The sequence below is a fragment of the Nakamurella sp. UYEF19 genome, from assembly GCF_040546275.1.
Classification (GTDB): Bacteria; Actinomycetota; Actinomycetes; order Mycobacteriales; family Nakamurellaceae; genus Nakamurella.
Map to the genome: position 1 here is coordinate 81,859 of NZ_JBEPNO010000005.1, position 21,224 is coordinate 103,082.

Below are 21,224 nucleotides of genomic sequence, written 5' to 3' on the forward strand. Positions count from 1 at the left end.
TGGATGTCAGGGCGGTGGAGGTGGGTGCTCGTCACGGGGTGACCTGGTCAGCGCCCGCGTCGACGTGAGCGGGTGACCCGGAAGGCCTGGGCTGGCCGTCGACGTCGAAAGCCGGCGCGAGGACGGGATAGGTCCAGGTGCCCCAGGTCACCGTGGTCTGCGTGGCCCCGGAAGCGAAGGCCGGCGAAGGTGGTGTCGTGGCCAGGTGGTAGTTGCCCATCAGGGATGGCGGCAGCAACTGCGCGACGATCGTGGCCGCCCGGAAGGCCGGGTAGGCGCGGGACGCCAGGATGTCAACGGTGACGTCGTAGGTGGAGACGAAGCCGGGGTCGACGCCGACCAGATTGGTCGGGCTGGCAACGGTGCCGATGCCATCCTGGAGAAGGGAATTCGTCGGCGTCAGGAGCGCCCCGGGCACATCCACCACACCCATGTCCCAGTTGTTGGTGTCGTTGACGGTGCCGTCCGGCAGGAGACCACCGATCCCGGTCACCCAGCCACCGTCGAACGTGCCTGCCCTGTTGTCCGAGAAGATGTTGTTCAGCAGCGTCGGCCGGCTGAAGATCGTCGTACCCAGGGTGGCCGCTCCGGGGAACTGGTTGGTGTTCATCAGTCTCGCCTGGAGCAGATCGCTGTTCGATGCGGTGGACAGGCCCGCGGGGGCAGGCTGTCCGTCGCTGGTCACCGCGGTAGCCGTGGTCAGGTTCTTGACGATCGTGTTGTTGACGACGTTGACGAACGCCGCGTCGTCGAGCGCGATGCCGCCGCCCTCGTGTGCCGAGATGTTGTTGGCGACGATGTTGTTGGTGATGTTGATGGTCCCCGGCTTGGCCCTCGATACGTGGGAACCACTGACCTGCAGCAGCCGGATGCCGCCGCCATCGTCGCTCGCGAGATTCGCCTGGATGATGTTCGAGTCGATGGTGACCGGACCGGACCCTTCCGACAATGCGGTGGGCACGGCCGGGAGTTCGCCGGCGATCATGATCGCCCCGCCCTCGTCGTAGGAGGAGTTGAACCACACCCGGTTCCTGGCGATCGTGCCGCCGCTGGAGCCGCCGCCGTTGTCGTTGTAGCCGAAAGCCGAGATGGCGCCGCCGTATTCGGCGGAGAAATTCCCGCAGATCGCGTTGCCGGTGATCTGGTAGCCGTCGCTGCCGGTGAACAATCCGATCCCACCGGCCAGGTTGGTGCCGCCGTTGTCGCGGATCTGGTTGCGCGCCAACACGAAGTTGTAGTTCCGGTTGTTGCCGACGTATGGCGTCCCGAGCCGGACCGCTCCGCCGTAGGACCCGCCGTTGCCGCGGATGATGTTGTCCGTCAGCTGGAAGTTCTGCACGTTGCTGTGGACGTACACGCCGCCGCCCTGGGTGACGAGCGCGCCGGTGGCGCCGTAGGGGGTTTTGATGCCGCCGGTGAGCTCGTTGATGTTGGCCGGGAAGTCCGACTGTGCGCCGCCGGTGATGGTGAACCCGTCCATGGTGAGCGGATAAGAGTTCGGGACCGAGACGCCGGCCGGGTCGTCCAGGACGGTCACCACCGCCGCATCCGGCACCGCAGGATTGCCCGAATACCGCAGCCTGCTCAGCAGGGTGATCCAGTTCGTGCCGCCAGGGTTGTCGGGATTGAAGCCGGTGCCGTCGATGATCGAGCCGCGGACGAAGGTTCCCGAGGAATCGAAGCCGCCCGGGCCGACACCCTGGATCTTGACCTGATGATGGACGATCAGATTCTCGGTGTATTCACCCTGCGGATCGTTGGTGGTCTGGTCGTTGGGCCAGACGACGACCAGCCAGAATTTCTTGCCCGCGGTCGGCTGGGCTGCCTCCAGTGCGGCTTGAATCGTCGAGAACGGCTTGCCCGGGCCGACTTCGGCGAGGGCCGGGGTGGTTGCCGCCTTGCCGGCGTTGGTCGCCGTGGCCAGGTCGAGCACCTGGATGGTGAGTCCGTTGACGCTGCTCAGGCCGGTGGTGCCGTTCTTGATCGAGATGGTCTGCGGACCGGCGGGTGTCGTCGACGGCACGGTGAAGACGATCTGGTGGTCCGACCAGGTGGTCGCTCCCACGGCGGCACCGTTCAGCGTCAGGAGATTCTGTGGAGTGGCCGAGCCGAAATTCGAACCGGTGACGGTGACGGCTCTGGTGTCAATCGGCGTGTTCTTGCGTACATAAGGACGGTCCACCGCCAGGACTTGCGGGGTGGCGGTCCCGAGGTCGCACTGGGTCGGGTTCACGGTCGTGGTGCCCGGGACGATGGCCGTGGTGGCGACCTGGGTGGGTGCCTCGTCGGTCACCGTGAAAAGACCGGGCCAGGCCTGGAAATTGGTGGCGATGGTGCGGAACCTCGGGTTGTAGTCGGCGTTGAGCGCCCCCGGCTGGCCGGGGTCGTTGCCGACGAAGCGGTACATGTTCGGGCACGGCCCGGCTGGGACCGGGCAGTTGTAGGTGTCGGTCGACGGTTCGAGGGCTTCGTACAGCCCGTTGAAGTCGGTGTGCGTCGTGTCGACCAGGCGACCGGACCAGTCGTACAGGCCGACAGGCACGTAGGGGAGCCCCTGGGCCTCGCCGTAGTTCACGCTTCGCTTGTCGAGGGTCAGCCCGAGGTCGTTGAGGGTCAGGCCCCAGAAGTGTGTCGGGATCGGCACATCCGTGAACAGGTTGAAGTTCGGCGCAGTGGCCTGTCCGGCCCGGACGGTCACCAGCTTGTCGTTGCACATCGGCTTGGACTGGCCCTCGAACGGGCTGCCGCCGCCGGCGAGGAACGGCTGATCGGTCACGTGGACGATGTGCGAGGCACCCACGCAGGCAGAGATGATGCCGGCCTGCTGCGCCGGGGGCTGTGCCGGCGTCGGCTGGTCACCGGGTGGGGTGTTGTTGGCGATCGCCGGCGTGCTCGGCGGGTAGTTCTGCTGCGGGAGATAGCTGTCGCCGTCGAAGACGTTGACGTCCTCCTCCTTCGTGACCTGGTACATCGGCTTGCCGTCGACCGGGTCGGTCGGGATCTCGACCGAGACGATGTAGTCGGCGGCCGGTAGGTCCTGCTCCTGACCTGCCGGGAGCTGGGCGTAGAGGTCGAGACCGGCCGGATTGTGCACGGTGTCGCTCGGCGGATACAGGTTGATCTTCGACGTCGCGAACCCGTAGTTGCCGTTGACCGTCTGCGACGCCGCGCCCGGGGTGGCATCGCTCGGGCCGACTGCGACGCCCATCATCGGTGCCTCGACGCACATCGCGTTCGCCGCGCTGCCCGCGGGTGGAAGAGCCTGCTGGTCGGTCAGCGGCTGCCCGTTGTACATCCGGGCCGTGCACCCGCGTGGTGGCTGCCATGTCTCGGAGGTATAGGCCTCCTGGACCTCGGGGCCTTTGACCAGCGCACCGGCCACGGGATTGGGGATCGAGGTGCCCGGGTTCGCCGGATCGTCGATCTGCGCCGGCTCGATCTGGCGCCCGGACTTGCAGTTGGCGGGCAAGGTGTTGGCATCACACGCTTTCGGCACATACAGGTGCACGGGCACGCCGCTGATACCGGGCTGGTAGGGCTCGGTCGCGGAATAAGCGGCGTCCAGTTCGTTGCGGGTGGTGTCGTAGGTGACCGTGCCGACGATCCCGCCGTTGGTTCCGGCCGAATAGGGCTGGACACCCCAGTCGATCCGGCCGCCGAGGCCGATGATCGGGAGGAAGTTGACGTCGACGAGGCTGCCCAGCCTGGTGGTCGAAGTCGTCTCGTTCTCACCACGGTAGGTGATTCCGGTGGTGCGGTAACGGGTATTGAAGGCCTCCAGGACCAGCCACTTGCCCATCGGATAGGTCTCGCGGATGTCGTAGGCCCCGCTCTCCCCGGTGATCGTGGTGTTGGTGGCCTGGTCCATGAGCGAGTTGTCCCGTTCGCGGACCGTCAGGGGGAACGACGGGACAGCCTTCTCCCCGGGGTCTTGACGTCCGTTCGCATTGGAGTCGACGAATACGTTGCCGTAGAGGTGCGTGAACCATCCGACGATCATCTTGTTCCCGACGTCGGTGATCCCGCCGTCGGCGACATCGACGTTGAAACTCCAGAGGATGTAGTCCTGGTCGTCGTCCCAGATGGACAGCTGGTAGGTACCGTCGGGAACGTTCTTGATGTCGAACGATCCGTCGACATTGCCGCGTCCGACGTAGATCTGGGCGTCGCCGGCGCCGAGATCGGACAGTGCGATCCATGGTTGTTTGATCGGCCCAGCGAGTTTCGCTCCCGCGAATCCGGTCTCCGGCACCACCTGCCCGTTCTGGCCACCGACGTACGGCAGACCGGCGACGGCGACTCCCTTGATCTCACCGGTCGGTGTCGGATGGTTCCGGGTCGGCGGCGGTACCAGGATGGCCTGCGTCTTGACGAACCCGAACTGGACCGACGGGACGAGCTCGGCGCCCTTGGTCTGCTCCGTGTCGAAGCCCGTCGCGCCTTCCTGGCTCCAGATGTCGTGATCGTGGCCGCCTTCCAGGGTGGTCGTCTGGACCCACTGGTAGGTCTGCCCGGCGACCGGCACCGGCGGGGTGATGGTCGCCGCGTAGCGGTTGGTCCCCATGTTCTCGATGCGGATCAGCCCGGTGGCGTCGCTGGTGCAGCGTCCTGTCGAACTCGGGTCGATGATCGGCTTGTTGGCGGCGTCGAAGGCGATCGGCTGGTCGTGGTGCGCCGCATTGTCGGGATACAGCGTGGTGCCGTTGGGCGTGTGCATGTACATCGTGCACAGTGCATTGCCGTAGTAGTCGGTGCTGACGGTCCCGAGTACATCCGTGAGATGGGCCGTGAAGCCGGCAAGACCCCGTTCGGCATCGACCTCGTAGGTGGCGTCGACCGGGGCATTGTCGTTGAAGACCTGGATGCGCAACGTCGACAGCGGCAACGGCGTCGGGTTCATCTGCACCGTCACCGCGAGGGTGCTGCCGGCGCTGACGGTGAAGTGCGATCCGTCGATCTTGAAGTTGTCGGCGGTGACCGAGATCAGGTACTTGCCGACCGGGAGGTTGGCCAGGGCCTTGGTCAGGTTGAGATCGGACTCGTTGCCCTGGGCCATGATTGCGGCCGCGCCGGAGGTGTTGCGCACCGAGGGCCACTGGCAGGTGTCCGCGTAGGCAGGGTCCGGGTTGCCGCCGGGAGCGGTCGCGGGAAGGCAGGCGGCGGTGCCCTGATTGGCGATCGTCCCGGGATTGCCCGTGTCATCCTGGTTGATCATCCACTTGTAGTGCGGGATCGGGTCGCCCTTGTGGACGAATCCGGTTGCCGGCCGCACGGTCGCAGCGCTGCGGACCTCCAAGGTGATGGCTCCGGTCGCGGAGGCACTCGCCGCGTGGGTGACGGGCGGCGACACGGTCAGAGCCCGGGTGGTGCCGGCGACGCCCAGCAGGAGCAGCGCCGCTGCGGCAACCGCCAGTTCCCGGCGCAAGAATCCTCGACGACGTCCCATGATCGCTCCTTTGCGTCACCGGTGCCGATGCACCGCGAACCATGCGAGATCAAGGTGGGGGATGACGGGAGGTAAAGGTCGGTTCATGACGAAGTTGTCATGAACCGGTAGGCATCCGAGGTGTTCGGGAGCTGGAATCGGCCGCTGGCCGGACAGAAAACTACGTAGGGTGAACCGAACGTCACCAGACGTGGCTTTTCGGCGCCAATTGCCTGAAGTGTCCAATTTGTGCTACACAGACCGTCACGGCGGGCCAACAGGCTTGCCGAGTCGCTCTGCTCCCCTTGTTGGTGGCCCATGAGTCACGTACTGATCGTGGAAGACGAACCGCATCTGCTGCTGCTCGTGACACGGTTGCTCAGCGCCGGTGGATATCAGGTCAGCCAGGCCGCCGACGGGCGATCTGCTCTGAAATCCGGCACGTCCGTCGCCTTCGACCTGATCATCCTGGACCTCATGCTTCCCGACATGCGCGGTGAAGACGTGCTTTTCGAGCTACTCGGTGAGCGTCCGGACACCAGGATCCTGGTGCTCTCGTCGGTGACCGACCTCGCGCGGCGGGTCGGAGTTCTCGACCACGGCGCGGTCGACTTCATGGCAAAACCCTTCGCCGGAGCCGAACTGATGGCGAGGGTCCGGGCGCGCATCCGCGGTAGCGATGGCGAACGGGCCGGCTCGATCCGTCGGTATCTGACCGGCGCCGGCCTGGAATTGGATCTCGAACGACACGAATTGATCATCGATGGGCGACGAATTGATCTTTCCCAACGGGAGTTCGCACTGCTGGCGCACCTGCTGCACCGAACCCCTGCCGTCTGTACGCGCCAGGAACTCCTCTCGGACGTGTGGGGCATGGCCTTCGATCCGGGAACCAACGTCGTCGACGTCTACATGCGTCGGCTGCGGGCCAAGTTGACGATGAGCCGGATCGAGACGGTGCGAAATGTCGGATACAGACTCGTTGCGTGTTAACTGGCCGCTCGGCTGCGGGTGGGTGCTCTTCGCTGCCGTCAACGCATACCTGACCTTCCTCTGGGCCGGCGCCGAGACCATTCCCTACCATTTGATCTGGGCCAGTTTCGCCTTTCTGTACGGGCTCTACCCCTGGCCGAGGCCAGCGGCGTTGACCGCCTTCTGGATCATCACCGTGGTGACCGGCACTGCTTTCGTCCACCATGCGATCGCCGGGATCATCGCGTGGTCGGAATGTTCGGAGATCGTCCTGATGGGGGTGATCCTGGCGCTTCTCATGTGGCACGTCGAGCGTCAGCGAGCCACCCGGCGCACCCTGGTGAGGCTGCAGCGCGAGGAGCTGGAAAGGGCACAGAACCGGGAGTTGCGGTCGCGATTCGGCACCCATGAGGTGCGGACCCGGTTGGCGATCGCCCGCGGATTCGTGGAATTGATCGGCGCGGCGACGATCGAGAGCGAAATCCGCTCCGATGCGCACCTCGTCCTCGGCGAATTGGACAAGGCGTCCGTCATGGTCAGCAGCCTGCTGACGCTGGCGCAGGTCAGCGAACCGAGCGTCCGCGCGCCGATGGACATCAAGGCCCTGATCGAGACTGCACTGCACCGATGGGTCAGCAACGCAGACCGGCAGTGGACGTCCTCCGCCTTCCAGGGTCACGTCGCCGGTGACCCCGAGCGCTTGGAGGCCGCCCTCGACTGCCTGATCGAGAACGCCGTCAAGTTCACCGAACCCGGCGATTCGATCGACATCTCCTGCACTGTCGTCGGCGGGGCGCTCATGATGGCCGTGACGGATTCGGGCGCCGGCATCCCCCCGGACGAGATCGATCGGGTATTCGAGATGTTCAAGACCTCCAGGACCGCCGGAGAAAGGGCCGGAAGCGGTCTCGGCCTGGCTATCGTCAAGGCCATGGCGGAGGCGCGAAGGGGTTCGGTCTCGGTGCAGAGCACCCTGGGCGTAGGCAGCCGATTCACCGTGCGGATCCCGCTGGGCGACGGCGAACTGGCCCCGGCCCCGTCGCTGCCCGTCCCGACACCCGCCGGCAGGACCTGACCAGCCGGTTTCAGCGGGAAGGCATTGCCCGGCGTAGGACCGACAGGCCGGCGCCGGTCAGATCTGCAAGGGCTGCCGTGCGGCCGGTCATCGCCAGGACGAGTGACAGGATGGGGCCACTGACCTCCGGGCCGGTCCCGTGCCGCCAGTCGGTGTCGGTGGCCACCAATTCCACACCGGCGATGCGAGACTTGGCGCCGATCAACAGGTTCGAGTTCTGGTAGAAGTCGGCCGCCTGGCGGGTGGTGGTGACCGGCGGGGCGTAGTCGATACCCAGTGGCCGCCGTATGTCTGCGCCGTGCACGACCAGTTCCCCAATCCAGGAGTCCACCGGTCCGGGCGGCGCGGAGGTGTCGTCGGCATGAGCGGTGAGCTCGGCCAGGGTCTGCGCCGGGGTTCCCGCGCTCTCCCGCGCGACGTCCTTGGCGATCATCTTGTTGAACTGGAAGCCGGAGGCCACGAATTTGCCGAAGAACTTCGGTGGCGTCTGCTTCGTCAGCGCCACGACGTGGGCGAGAGTCTGATGCACGTTCCACTCCGGGCACAGCGAGGCGGTGTGCCACTGCTGCTCGGTGAGGGACTGCAGGTCGTCGATCAGCGAACGCCGTTCGGCGTGGATGAGGTCCCAGGTGCTGTTGGCCATTGTGTGTTCTCCTTCGACAACGCCGGTATGGTGCCCGCGGCCGAAGACGCCCGCGCATCGATAAGACGGCTCACGATGACACAAATCGACAGGCTCGGCCCAGATGGTTGTCCCCATGCCTCGAGTTGTCCACATTTCTGATCGCGGGCTTTCGGTCTCGGTGGGTTGTCCGCAGGCTGGCGGGCGTCGAAGGGTGTTGGCCCTCCGCGAGCGGCTGGGGGTGGTGGGTGTGGCGTTGGCTCGGACGTGGGCAGTCGCGTTGGCGGGGGTGGCCGGTCAGTTGGTGGCGGTGGAGGCTGATCTGGCCAACGGCCTCCCTGCGGTGACGGTGATCGGTCTGGGCGATGTGGCGGTGACGCAGGCCCGTGATCGGGTGCGTTCGGCGATCGTCAACTCGGGTGCTAAGTGGCCGGAGCGACGGATCACGCTGGCTCTGTCGCCGGCGGCACTTCCCAAGCGGGGCGCCGGTTTTGACCTTGCATTGGCTATCGCGGTGCTGGCCGCGGCTGAGGTGGTCCCGACGCGGGCGGCGGGGGAGATGGTGCTGATTGGCGAGCTCGGGCTCGACGGTCGCGTGCATCCGGTCCGCGGGACCTTGCCGAGCCTGATGGCCGTCAAGGCGGCCGGACGGACGTCGGCGATCGTGCCGGTGGCCAATCTGGCCGAGGCGACGTTGGCGACCGGGGTGCGGGTCCGGGGGGTCGCCTGTCTGGGCGACCTGGTTGCCTACCTCAACGGTGAGCGCGGACGGTTGATCGATCCGCTGCCGCCGATCCGTGCAGTGCCGAAATCGTTGCCGGACATGGTGGATGTGCTCGGTCAGCCGGAGGCGCGGCGGGCGCTGGAGCTTGCTGCGGCCGGTGGCCATCACCTCGCGATGATCGGGCCGCCAGGCGCCGGCAAAACTATGCTCGCGGCCAGACTTCCTGGTCTGCTGCCGCCGTTGAGCGAGGAGGCGGCGCTCGAGGTGACGGCGGTGCATTCGGTGGCGGGCAATCTGGATGACGAGACCCCGTTGGTCACCCATCCGCCTTTCATCGAGCCCCACCATTCCGCATCGCTGGCCGCGCTGGTCGGTGGCGGTTCCAGCTTCATCCGCCCCGGGAGCGTCAGCCTCGCGCACCGGGGGGTGCTGTTCCTCGACGAGGCGCCGGAGTTTCGTCCGACGGTGTTGGATGCGTTGCGGCAGCCGATGGAGTCGGGGGCGGTGCTGTTGGCGCGGGCGTCAGGGGCGGTGCGGTATCCGGCGCGGTTTCAGTTGGTGTTGGCGGCGAATCCGTGTCCGTGTGCGGCGGCGAAGGATGTGGACTGCACGTGTGCGTCGGGGGTGCGGCGTCGGTATTTGGCGCGGTTGTCGGGGCCCTTGATGGATCGGGTGGATATCCGGGTGGATCTGGCGGCGTTGGATTTGCGGGCGTTGGTGTCGGACGAGGCGGATCAGGAGTGTTCGGCGGTGATTGCGGTGCGGGTGTTGGCGGCGCGTGAGCGTGCGCAGCATCGTTGGGCTGGAACGGATTTCACGACGAATGCGGAGGTGCCGGGTCCGGTGGTGCGCCGGTTGTGGCGGCCGGGTCGTCGGGAGGCGGCGTTGTTGGATCGGGCGGTGCGGGTGGGTCGGTTGACCGGGCGGGGTTATGACCGGGTGTTGCGGTTGGCGCTGACCAGTGCCGATCTGGGTGGGCGGGAGCTGCCGTCGGAGACTGATGTGGCGACGGCGCTTGCTCTGCGGTGTGGGGAGAACGCGTGGTGAATCATGAGTTGTGGCCGGCGGATGAGTGGGGGCGGCCGGTTCCCGGGACCGTCGGTGATGGGGTCGGGGGGGCCGGGGTGCTGCCGGTCGGTGCGGATGTGGCGGGGGATCCGGTGCGGCGGGGTTGGGCCGGGTTGTTGCGGGTTTTCGAGCCGTCCAGCGGCGACGTCGTCGATTATGTGTCGCGGGTCGGTCCGGTGGCGGCGTGGCGGGCGATCAAGGAGCGGCGGGCGCCTCGGGCGGTGTTGTCCCCGACGGCGGCCAGGACCGAGAACCTGACTCCGGCGCAGTTGGAGGAGTTGGTGGATGTCGATCTGGCAGCGGCGGCGGGGGTGGGTGCTCGGATCATCGGGCCGGGGGATGCGGAGTGGCCGGAGGCGGCACTGGTGGCGTTTTCGATGGCGACGGCGCGAGGGACGAAGTATTCGGTGGCGCCGGTGGCGTTGTATGTCCGGGGCCGGCCGTTGGCGGATTTGCCGTTCGGGGCGTTGTCGATTGTGGGTTCGCGGGCGAACACCGCTTATGGGCAGCGGGTGGCGGCCGATATTGCGATGGGGGCGGCGGATGCCGGGTTCACGGTGATCTCGGGGGCGGCGTTCGGGATCGACACGGTCGCGCATCGCAGTGCGTTGGCCTATCCCGGTGAGTTGCCGACGATCGCGGTGTTGGCGTGCGGGATCGATCGGGCGTATCCGGTGGCCAATACGGCGTTGCTGGATCGGATCGCGCAGGTGGGGTCGGTGATTTCGGAGTATCCGCCAGGGTTCTCGCCGGCGCGGCATCGGTTTTTGGTGCGGAATCGGTTGATCGCTGCGTTGTCGGCGGGGACGGTGGTGGTGGAGGCGGGGCGTCGTTCGGGGACGTTGTCGACGGCGATGGCTGCGTTGATGTTGGGGCGGGTGTTGATGGCGGTGCCGGGTCCGGTGACGTCGGCGTTGTCGGTGGGTTGTCACCTGTTGTTGTCCGATAGTTCGGCGGTGTTGGTGACCGGTGCGCAGGATGTGCTGGCTGCGGTGGGGCGGCGTGGTTCGGTGCGGCTCAATGCTGGTGTGGGGCAGCCTGGTGGTGACCCGATGCCGGCGGGTGGCGTGGTTCCGGCGGCGAGAGTTGATGGGGGAGAGCGGTATCCGACGGATGGGTTGGATCCGGAGGTGGCCCGCGTCTACGAGGCGTTGCCGTCCCGCGGGGCGCGGACCGTCGGTCAGCTGTCGGTGGAATCCGGGCTGCCCGCCTCGGAGGTGATGGCCGGGCTGGCGGTGTTGGAACTGCACGACCTCGTCCGCCGGCACGAAGGACTGTGGCGTCGACGACGAAACAGCGAAGATCGATAGAACCCGCTTTCGAACTCACCGACGACGACCACCTGTCGGGTAAGACTCCAACCAGCCGAATATGAGCAGGCCCACTATGATGCTCTCGACCGAGGGCAGCAACCTGCAAGGGAGCCGTACACAACCTCGAGCAGGTCAGTCCGAGCGGGATGTCGCGCGCGAATTTCCGGCTTCGGCCATGACCTCGATCCGGCACTCGGCAATGGTTAAGAGCATCGATATTGCCCAAACAGACTTAGCAGCAGCCGAACTCACCCGCGCAACATGGTTGGCCGCCCGCGAGGTTGCTGCGCGCTCATCGAAGAACTCGCCGCCCGTACGGCGACCGCTTCGACGACGGACACGATGACCTGCTTGCATGACTCGAGGTCACCCGCTCACGCAGATAGCCTCCAACCTTGACGGCCATGAGAACGGACCGGGGGTGATCAGGCAGTCGTCGAAGGTGCGTAAGTGAACGTACAGATATACGACGACCAGAACCAACAGGGCCAACGAGGTAGCGATACGCCCGAGCCAATGTCGCCACCATGACGGCCCTGGGGGACCACCGTCAGTTTCGGCCCGGTCCAAGTCCTCGTTGGCCTTCGGCCAGTCAGAGGAGGCGTACCTACTGACCGGAGTGGCGATTGTCTGGTCCCACACCGCGAAGCCACCATCGACGTATCGACCAATCACATAAACCTTCCCCACCCGCAGGACAGCAGCACAGCCGGACAGGGCAGCACGGCCGCAGGCAGGGCAGAACGCGGCACCACGGGTGACGGCGGCGTTGCATTGCCAGCATGGGACCGACCCGCCGACGGTCGCAGGGTTCGTCACCATCGGAGTCTGGCATCCGAGAACCGGCGTGCGCCATTCGACCGGGTGGCTTTGCCGACCCGCATGCCGTGAACGAACTGCGCAACTGTTGAGGCTGTAAAGATCCCGTTCCGAGCGCAATTCAGGCGACTACCGGTATGCCCGTTCGGTTCAATCAAGCCGCACAGTCCTTCAACGGCGCTGGTAGCTGGAGCGCGGGTGGGCGATCGAGATCTCCTTGGCTACGTCTATCGTGGGGGCTGTGCACCTGCATGATGAGATTCCGTGGGGACCATCGAGGATCGCTTGGCCGTCTGCGCAGCCTATGTACGCGGCGGCGCGTCGCTGGCGGGACGAAGCATTGATAGGAGACCGGAGCCTGTTCGACGGCCGCCGAATCGATGGTGTGGCTGCGGTGAACGAGCTGATCGCCTTCTTCGTGAACAATCCGGACACCGGATCGGGCACGTTTGCCTCCAAGCTGAAAGCTCAACTGGCCGATGCGGGTGACGACGCGATACAGGTCGCGGCCGAGCTGCTCTACGTGCATGCTCTGGTGGCTTCCACCACGACGTGGTCGGCCAGGAGCAAGGCCGAGTTGGTCAACGCCGTTACTGGGTTCCGGGCGTCTGGCGTCTCGCCGATGCCGCCCGATCTCGAAGTGGCTCTGGCCGGCGGCGCCGCGGGCACTGGGCGGGCCTACCTCAACTACCGCTGGAAGATGTTTGCTTACCTGATCGAAGTTTTCGCCGCGATCAAGCGGTTGCCCATCGACGGCAGGCAGTCGGCCTTCACTTCTCTCGGGGAATTCCGTCGCGCAACCGCCGAGGTGGACACGCAGTCGGTGTGGACCCAGGAGTATGCGCTGCAGCATCTACTTTTCCCCGATGTCGCACCGCCGATCCTGAGTCGCAATGACCGCGCCAAAATTCTCTCCGCTTTCCCGGAGGCCGGAGAGGACATCTTCGAGGTGTGCGCCTCGTTGGAACCCAATGTCGCCTACGGCGCACACACCTTCGTCAATCCGTACCTATCCCCGCTTAAGCAGCGCTGGAACCCTAGTGACCAGGAGACTTTGTACGGCAGGTGGGCAGCCAAGGTTGCTGGCACGGTCGACCTTGACGTCGAGGAACGCAATTATAAGATCGAGCGGCAACCCACATTCGAGTCGGCAGCTCAAGCTGCCGCCCGCGGCGACAATCCATACAAAGAGCTGAAACTCGCGCTCTCCGGCTTTAACGTGGTCGACTTCCGCGTCACGACAAAGTTTCTCGCCTGGGCCGAGTCTGACCCGGATGGGTCTGGCGCCGCCCTCGTCGACCTGTGCACCGATCCGGGACCGGCGTCGATTGACCGTTTCCTTTCTCACGTACCGGTGGAGAACCTGCCCGGCCCGGGTGCCCGTCTCAGCGTGGCGTCGACCCTGCTGTTGGGATCGGCCGCTGCAGATCAGCTGCCGCCCTGGCGGGACACCGCCGCCAGGGCGACGTGGCGGCTCACTGGAGGATATGGCAGTGAGGCTGCAGCAACAGCAGGCGAGGTCTACCTGCTCTGGCTGGAGCGCCTGGACATGATCATTGCGGCTGTCAACGCCGCCCCTGGCGGGGCAGTGCTGCGGAACCGCCTCGACGCCCAAGGGCTCGCCTATACGATGCTACGAACCGACCTGGACCTATCAGGCTGGACGGAGGAAGAAAGGGAAGCGTTCGGCTCCTGGCAACAGGGTCGGGTCACTCCTCCTCCACCGCCGTCAGAATCACGCAGTTCGGCACCCCAACTACCCTCAGAGACCCAGCTCTTGCCGGCCGCCGGGTTCGACGAGCTGGCGGAGCGTCTCTTCCTGGATCAGCAGGGCGTGGCGTGGCTGACCGAGACGCTGATCTTGCTGGAGCGGAAACGGCAGATCATTCTCCAAGGCCCACCTGGCGCCGGGAAGACCTACCTCGCCCAGCACGTCGCCGCCTACCTGGCGGGCACGAGCGCGCGGGTGACCACCGTCCAGTTCCACCCGGGCACGAGTTACGAGGACTTCGTCCAGGGACTGCGCCCGGACCCGCAGGACCCCACCCGCTTCACCGTTGTCGATGGGCCGTTGATCAAGATCGCCGACGCCGCCCAGAAGGAACCAACGAAGACCTTTGTGCTGGTGATCGACGAGATCAACCGCGGCAACATCCCCGCCATCTTTGGTGAGCTGTACTTGCTGCTGGAGTACCGCGACACACCTGTCACCATGCTGTATGGGGATCGCCGAAAGCTCCCTCAGAATGTGCTCCTCATCGGCACGATGAACACCGCCGACCGATCCATCACGGCGCTGGATTCGGCCTTGCGACGACGCTTCTACTTTCTGGATCTGCGCCCGGATCAGCCGCCGGTCGACGGGATTCTGCGCCGCTACCTGGACAGCCGGGCGCCGCATCTGATGTGGCTGGCCGACCTGCTCGACACCGCTAACCGCGCGATCGATGACCCGGACCAATACATCGGGCCAAGCCACTTCATGGGCGAGGTCGACGAGGCGTGGGCACGCCGCGCCTGGTCCTACTCAGTGATGCCGACCTTGCGGGAGCTGTATTACAACAACCCCAGTCGAGCAGACGCACTGGATTTCGACATCCTCCGTGAGTCCCTTGACTCTCACTGACACCTTGGAACTCGGGACAGCATTCGACAACCCGCTGCAGTTGATGGAGTCGCGCCGCTCCACCCCGACCCGACTGACGGCGCTGGAACGACACATGATGGAGCAGCGTTTTGAGGCCACGATCACCACCGAATCGAACGACACCTACCGCGTTCAGCCCGGCAGCGTCGTCGGCTCGCTGCGCATCGGAAACCGCACGGTGGTGGTCGAGCCCAAGCTCCCCATCGACCGGGTCCTGTTCATGACCGCTTACACCGCTGATCCGCATCGATGGCACGAGAGTTGGAGCAGCATCTCCAGTGCCGGCAGCCTCACCGACGGAATCGCCGCCCTGTTCCTGATCGCCTACCAGCGCACCGTCGCGCAAGCACCGCTGCGTGCCTATCGAACCGTCGACCGCGACGAACCCACCATGAAAGGCCGGATTCGGTGGCAACGTCAGGCCCGCAGACCCGGGCCACTCCCCGTCGCGGTCCGCTACCAACTGCACGATGATGACATCATCGAAAATCAGATCCTGCGGGCCACGATCCAGGTCCTCCGCCGGCAGCATGTCACCGACCACCTGGTCCGATCCGGACTCACCCGGGCCTGGCAGCAGCTACGGGACCTCTCGGCCCCCCAGATCACCCCAGAGCACATCGACCGCCTCACCTGGACCCGCCACAATGTGCACTACCAGCCGCTCCTGCTCCTGGCCCGCACCATCCTCCTCGAGACAATGCCCGACCTCGTCGTCGGCACAGTGCCCATCGTCGGGTTCACCCTCCGCCTCTACGACCTCTTCGAAAAGTTCGTCCGGTCCGTACTCCGCGAAGCTCTCGCCGCCACCAGTAATGACTTCCCCGACAACCCGGCCGAGCACCAACTGTTTCTTGACGAAAATCGTCGAATCAGGTTGCTACCCGATCTCGGCTACCGCACTGACGGAGCCTGGCGGTTCGTCGGCGACGTGAAATACAAGACCGACAGCGGAAACGGGCTCAACCCCGACCTCTACCAATTGCTCGCCTACGCCACGGCCACACAACTCTCCGCGGCCACCCTCATTTACGCAGACGGCCCAACGACCCCCAGAAGTCATACCGTTTCAGACAGCGGCACGGTGCTGCACGTTCGGCACCTGGATCTCGACCAGTCACCCAATTTCCTTTTACGGGACCTCCGCGTCTTGGCAAACGACATAGGGCCAGCCGGACCGTCCACCGCGTAGCGCTCTTGCGCTCGCAAAACGATTCGTCGGCCGACTGGGTGTGCTGACCGACAGGCACGCCCGTCGCTCGAACGCAGGCGATGTGGACGTAGTCGTTCCACGTGGGCTCGGTCAAGGAGAAGCTGCCCGGATGCCGGCCACCGTGGTCGGCTTTCGCCTGCGTCCTTGCCCACTGCGGCAGGGGCACGAGGCGCGTGTCCCGGTCGACCTGCGGTGTGGCTGACCTTATGCCGCATAGTTCGGTGGCGAGGCGGGTGAACCGGAGCACGTCCTTTAGGTCCTACTTGTCGACGGTCCGGTGCGCTCTGGCCTGGGGGGCCGCCGGACACAATCAACTAAAGCCTCAAGGCGCATGGTTGGGGACGAGTCGTTGGGCTGGCCGCGATTTTGCGGACCTGTGTGCGCCGTTCCCGGAGTGTCGGAACGGTGATCCCGTGTCGCGCTGCGACCACCCCGCTTCGCTGCTGAGATCCGCCGTCGAGCAGGCCCGCCCAGTCCAGGACCGAGACCCAGCTGGGTCGCCGCCCGGCTTGCATCACCATCACGGCGGCGGCGCGTTTGCCCGGATCGTCCGGATGGTTGGCGCGGTAGACGTCGTCGAACCACACAGGTCAGACCAGCTCCGGCACTTCGGCATGCAATTGCGCCAGCGACCTTGCGGTGCGGCCCCACGGAGCGGCGGATCATCGAATTCTTGGTGGCCGCCACGCCAGCCTGGAGCACCATTCGCGCACCGCCGATACCGACCGAGTCTGGAGCACTCGTCGCGTCAAGGCCTTGGGTGTAATTTTGCTCCCTCGACGACTCGCGAGCGATCACCCACAATTTTGACCGATTGCCGGCAGCAGACCTCCACCATCTGTTGAGCGTCGCTGGTTGTGCGGAGGATCTGGGCTGATCCGTCGTTGAGTTTGCGGCCGGGCTGGGCGGACTCACTGTGGGTAACCGATCCGGATTTTGTTCACCCGCATGTGTGGGACCGAGATCGGTAATCTTCTTGCGCTGAGATACAGCACTCTTAATGGAACTGGCCGCCGATGACGTATCCGACTGAGAAGCCCAGGGTTCGGATCTTCACCTGGATCATCCTGGTATTGAACGTGCTGTGGCTGATGCTCCTGATCGTCCAGCTCACCAATCTGAGTCATCCTGCCAATGATTGCCGGAGCCTCTCGCAAAGCACGTGCACGGCGGCCAAGGACATCGGGACGACGATCGGTGCCGGGCTGATCATCGGCCTCTGGGTCGCTATGGATGTCATCCTGGGGATCTTGTGGATCGTGACCCGCAAACGCCAACCACAGGTGATCTACATGAACGGGGCGCCACCTGCGCCCAACTGCGCTTCTCCGGATCACTCATTGCCGCAGCCCATCCCCTCCTACCGGGCTGTCGCAGTTGCTTCCCCGCAGGTCGCCCAGACCGCCGCAGGGTCGGTAAAGGCCAGCGGCGAACGGACGTTCGCGGTCTCCGGCGGTCAGCACCGCGGATCCGGGTCCGGCAGCACCGTGGTCCAGGTCGCCAGAGATCAGCAGATGACCTTCACCTGCGGTGGCACGTGGGGCCGAACTGTCCTGGCAGTCGACGGGCAGGTCGTGGTCGACGTCACCGGCGCCCAGACCAGTTACCGGGTCGTGCGCGCCACCGGGCAGCCCCTGCATTTTGACGTCGACACCGACGGAACGTGGACTATCTACTTACGCAAAGCGACCCGCAGCGAGGCGCGCTGAACCTGAGGGGCGGCCCCCCTACCTGGTTTCCACCGAACGCAGGTGGTTCAGAGTCCTTGGACAAGATCCCAGGCGAGCTGTCTGCTGATGCTTTGGCCCCTTGGAGCCAGCACATACGCGATCACGGGGGAGTGGGCCCATCGAATACCGGGAGCGGGACGGTCAGTGCCGCCGGCTTGGCCAACTGCGGCGGTCAAGACTCCGCGGATCGGTCTGCCGGTGGCCGACCGCTCTGGTCTGCAGCAGCTTTCGGATGCCCGTCGATCGTGGGCGCTCTACTCGCGATTTTGCCGGCTAGGGGGAGGGCGTTCGCGGATCCGCCGGGTTCGTGTCGACCCGCCGATCTCCTTGCTCACGCGAAAGACCAGTGTTAGAATTCGTCGGTAGTTGGTGCTATTTGTCCAATTTCAGCGCCAATCGATGTTTGCTTCTGTCGACAGTCTGCTCAGTGTTCTCATCGTGGAGGTACACCCGCATGCATGTTCAACGTCTCCGGCACGCTTGGTTGCGGAGGGCGCTCGCCCTCGTCTGCGCCACCGTTCTGGTCACGGGGTTGATGGCGTCCCTTCCGACGACTGTTGCCGCGGCGTCGATTCCGCCGGCACCTTCGGCGAACACAGCACCGGTTGCGAAGGCGCCGGCCGCTCCCGCGTCGCACACCATCACCTACGACTCGGGGTCGTTGAAGATCGACGGTCAGCGACTGATGATCTTCTCGGGTGAATTCGCCTACTGGCGGCTGCCGAGCACGAGCCTGTGGCTGGACATGTTGCAGAAGATGAAAGCGAACGGCTACAACGCAATCTCGATCTATTTCGACTGGGCCTACCACTCACCGAAGTCCGGCGTGTACGACTTCGCCGGCGTGCGCGACGTCGACCTGCTCCTGGACATGGCGCAGCAGGTCGGCCTGTACGTGATCGCTCGTCCCGGCCCCTACATCAACGCCGAGACCGATGCCGGCGGCTTTCCGTCGTGGCTGATCAACGTGGCCGGCAAAGGCCGAACCGACGCTCCCGACTACCTGGCTGCCGTTGATCAGTGGATGACCCGGATCGATACCATCCTCGCCCGTCACCAGTTGACCAACGGCACCGGAACGGTGATCCTCGACCAGATCGAGAACGAGCTGTCCACCACCGGGACCACGCAGAAGAACTACATGCAGCACCTCTTCGACAAGGCGAAGGGCGACGGCATCACCGTTCCGATCTTCCACAACGACAAGGGCCGCAACGGTATCTGGGTGCCGACCAGTTCAACGGTGAGCGGCACCGTCCAAGGCCCGAACGATATGTATGCCTTCGATGGTTACCCAGGCGGCACCTGCAGCACCAACGCCACGGTGGGCAGTCCTTCCACCGCACCCGACTGGGGCCTCTGGGGCGCCGGCGGGGCTACCGGCGGTGCATCAGCATCACCGAACACTCCGGGCTTCGCCGCCGAATTCGGCGGTGGCTGGTTCGATTACTGGGGCAGTCAGGGCACCTACGACTGCACGGCGCAGCGCGAGGGACCGGGTTACGAGCGGGTGTTCTACGAGACCAACGTCGCGAACGGCCTATCCATCCAGAACTTCTACATGACGTTCGGCGGAACCTCCTGGGGCTGGCTGCCCGCCCCGGTGGTCTACACCTCCTACGACTACGGCGCCGCGTTCAGCGAGTCGAGGCAGATTCGACCGAAGGCGACGACGATGAAGGAACTCGGCCTGTTTCTGCAAAGTGTCGATGTACCAACGGATCTCACCAAGAGTGAGGTGATCACGCCATCATCGACAGCGGTCAAGGTCTACCACGACGTCAACGCCGAGACCGGTGCGCACCTGTACGTGGCCATGCACAACCCATCGAGCGCCACCACCAACGACACCTTCACCTTCCCGATCACCACCCCCGACGGCAGCTACACCATCCCGCAGGCCGGTGCCCTGCACCTGAACGGCCAGGACTCGAAGATGCTCGTGTCCAACTACGCCCTGGATGGTCAGCACCTGGTCTACTCGACCTCCGAGATCATGACGCACTTCGCGCGATCCGACGGAGGCACTGCACTGTTGTACGGACGCAACGGCGAAACCGGGGAGACCGTGCTGCGCTACACCTCGCAGCCCACGGTCCAGGTCCTCGCCGGCACGGTCAGCTCGACCTGGGACACCACCAAGGGGGACCTCCGCCTGGACTACACCCACACCGGGCTGGCTCAGGTCAGGATCTCCGGAGGCGGCCGCCCGACGCTCACCCTGCTGCTGGCGGATCAGGACACCGCGGACTCGTTCTGGCGTCAGGACACCGTCGCCGGCCCGGTACTCGAGCGTGGTCCGGAACTCGTGCGCACGGCCACGGTCGACGGTTCCACCCTGAAGCTGACCGGTGATACCTCGAACGCGTCGGACCTGCAGGTGTGGGCCCCGAGCGGTGTGACCGCCGTGACCTGGAACGGTGCGACCGTCCCGGTGACGACCGGCCCCACCGGCGATCTGTCGGCCACCAGACAACTGTCGGCGCCGCCGGCGGTCACCCTCCCCGACCTGACCCAGGCGACCTGGTCCTACGCACCGGGCTCGCCCGAGTCCGACCCGTCGTTCGATGACGCCGGCTGGACCGCCGCCGATCACACCACCACCACCAGCACGACACCGCCGCCGGCCGGCGCCCCGGTGCTGACCGAGGACGACTACGGGTTCCACCAGGGCGATGTCTGGTACCGCGGTAGCTACACCGGCACGGCCGCAGCCACCACGCTCGGTCTCAACTACGGCGCCGGTGGAGCAGGAATGCTCCAGGTGTGGCTCGACGGGGTCTACCTCGGCCAGAACGTGCTACCCAGCGGCGTGTCCGCGCCACCGACCACCGGTACGGCCAAGTTCACCATTCCTGACAGTCTGCGGACCGGGAACCACGTCCTCGCGGTGATGGTGCGCAACGACGGCCACAACGAGGACGGGGGCGTCAACGATGCCTACAAGGAAGGCCGAGGCCTGATCTCGGTCACCACCACCGGTGCCGCCGGCACCGTCACCACCCCGATCTCCTGGAAGATCCAGGGCACCCTGAGCGGCGAGGACACACCCGATACCGCACGCGGCAGCAACAACGTCGGCGGCTCGTACGGTGAGCGGAACGGGTGGTACCTGCCCGGGTTCCCTGACTCCAGCTGGACAACGACCACGGTGCCGGCAGCCACGGCGATGCCCGGAACTTCCTGGTACCGAACGACATTCAGCCTGGACGAACCGACGGGCGTCGACGCCTCGCTCGGTCTGACCATCGGCAACCCGGCCGTCCCCCAGTCGACCGGGAACTATCGGGCGCTGATCTACCTCAACGGATGGAACATCGGCCAGTACATCGCGAACGTCGGACCGCAGCACACCTTCGTGATGCCCAACGGCATCCTGAACCCGAACGGCCAGAACACCCTGGCCATTTCGGTGACCAGTGACGGCGGGGCGGGCAACGGTCTCGAGGCTGTCGGACTCACCGACCTCGGCACCGTGGCCGGCGGCGTGCCGGTCACGATGAACACCGCGCCCGACTGGTCGGCAGCCGTCTACGGCACTTTGGCCACTGCGGGCGAGGTGTCGGTCGACAGCATGACCAGTGACGCCTCCAACACCACCAAGGGTGGAGACGTC

At 65.5% G+C, this 21,224-nt stretch carries 9 protein-coding genes and 1 pseudogene; 8 read left to right on the forward strand and 2 right to left on the reverse strand.

Features of this window, described 5'->3' with window-relative positions; translation table 11 throughout:
- Positions 1–31: 31 nt before the first annotated feature.
- On the reverse strand, positions 32–5,446 hold the full coding sequence (locus ABIB25_RS10170) for an IPT/TIG domain-containing protein (protein WP_354528327.1): 5,415 nt from the start codon (positions 5,444–5,446) through the stop codon (positions 32–34).
- Between the two features lie 297 nt (positions 5,447–5,743).
- Between ABIB25_RS10170 and ABIB25_RS10175 the strand changes: the two genes are divergently transcribed.
- Positions 5,744–6,418 carry a response regulator transcription factor gene (locus tag ABIB25_RS10175; RefSeq protein ID WP_354528328.1) on the forward strand — a complete coding sequence of 225 codons (675 nt, stop codon included), beginning with the start codon at positions 5,744–5,746 and terminating at the stop codon, positions 6,416–6,418.
- A complete protein-coding gene (locus ABIB25_RS10180; RefSeq protein ID WP_354528329.1) occupies positions 6,390–7,472 on the forward strand; it encodes a sensor histidine kinase in 1,083 nt (360 codons plus the stop codon). The genes ABIB25_RS10175 and ABIB25_RS10180 overlap by 29 nt, the downstream gene beginning before the upstream one ends.
- Positions 7,473–7,482: 10 nt before the next feature.
- Here the strand turns inward: ABIB25_RS10180 and ABIB25_RS10185 are convergent, their stop codons facing one another.
- Positions 7,483–8,115, reverse strand: a complete 633-nt coding sequence (locus ABIB25_RS10185) for a maleylpyruvate isomerase family mycothiol-dependent enzyme (RefSeq protein WP_354528330.1) — start codon at positions 8,113–8,115, stop codon at positions 7,483–7,485.
- Between the two features lie 229 nt (positions 8,116–8,344).
- On the opposite strand from ABIB25_RS10185, the gene ABIB25_RS10190 reads away from it, so the two are divergent.
- From ABIB25_RS10190 to ABIB25_RS29180, 6 genes and pseudogenes are all read left to right on the forward strand, one after another.
- Positions 8,345–9,865: a YifB family Mg chelatase-like AAA ATPase gene (locus ABIB25_RS10190; RefSeq protein ID WP_502919787.1), complete on the forward strand. Its 1,521-nt coding sequence runs from the start codon at positions 8,345–8,347 to the stop codon at positions 9,863–9,865.
- Positions 9,862–11,196, forward strand: coding sequence for a DNA-processing protein DprA (dprA, locus tag ABIB25_RS10195; RefSeq protein WP_354528332.1), 1,335 nt, complete (start codon positions 9,862–9,864; stop codon positions 11,194–11,196). The genes ABIB25_RS10190 and dprA overlap by 4 nt, the downstream gene beginning before the upstream one ends.
- A gap of 1,216 nt (positions 11,197–12,412) precedes the next feature.
- Positions 12,413–14,644 carry an AAA family ATPase gene (locus ABIB25_RS10200; RefSeq protein WP_354528333.1) on the forward strand — a complete coding sequence of 744 codons (2,232 nt, stop codon included), beginning with the start codon at positions 12,413–12,415 and terminating at the stop codon, positions 14,642–14,644.
- Positions 14,631–15,857, forward strand: a complete 1,227-nt coding sequence (locus tag ABIB25_RS10205) for an McrC family protein (RefSeq protein WP_354528334.1) — start codon at positions 14,631–14,633, stop codon at positions 15,855–15,857. The genes ABIB25_RS10200 and ABIB25_RS10205 overlap by 14 nt, the downstream gene beginning before the upstream one ends.
- A gap of 1,037 nt (positions 15,858–16,894) precedes the next feature.
- Positions 16,895–17,587 carry a hypothetical protein gene (locus tag ABIB25_RS10210; RefSeq protein WP_354528335.1) on the forward strand — a complete coding sequence of 231 codons (693 nt, stop codon included), beginning with the start codon at positions 16,895–16,897 and terminating at the stop codon, positions 17,585–17,587.
- 556 nt (positions 17,588–18,143) lie between these two features.
- Positions 18,144–21,125: pseudogene (locus ABIB25_RS29180) on the forward strand (glycoside hydrolase family 35 protein); the annotation flags it as partial.
- Positions 21,126–21,224 lie beyond the last annotated feature (99 nt).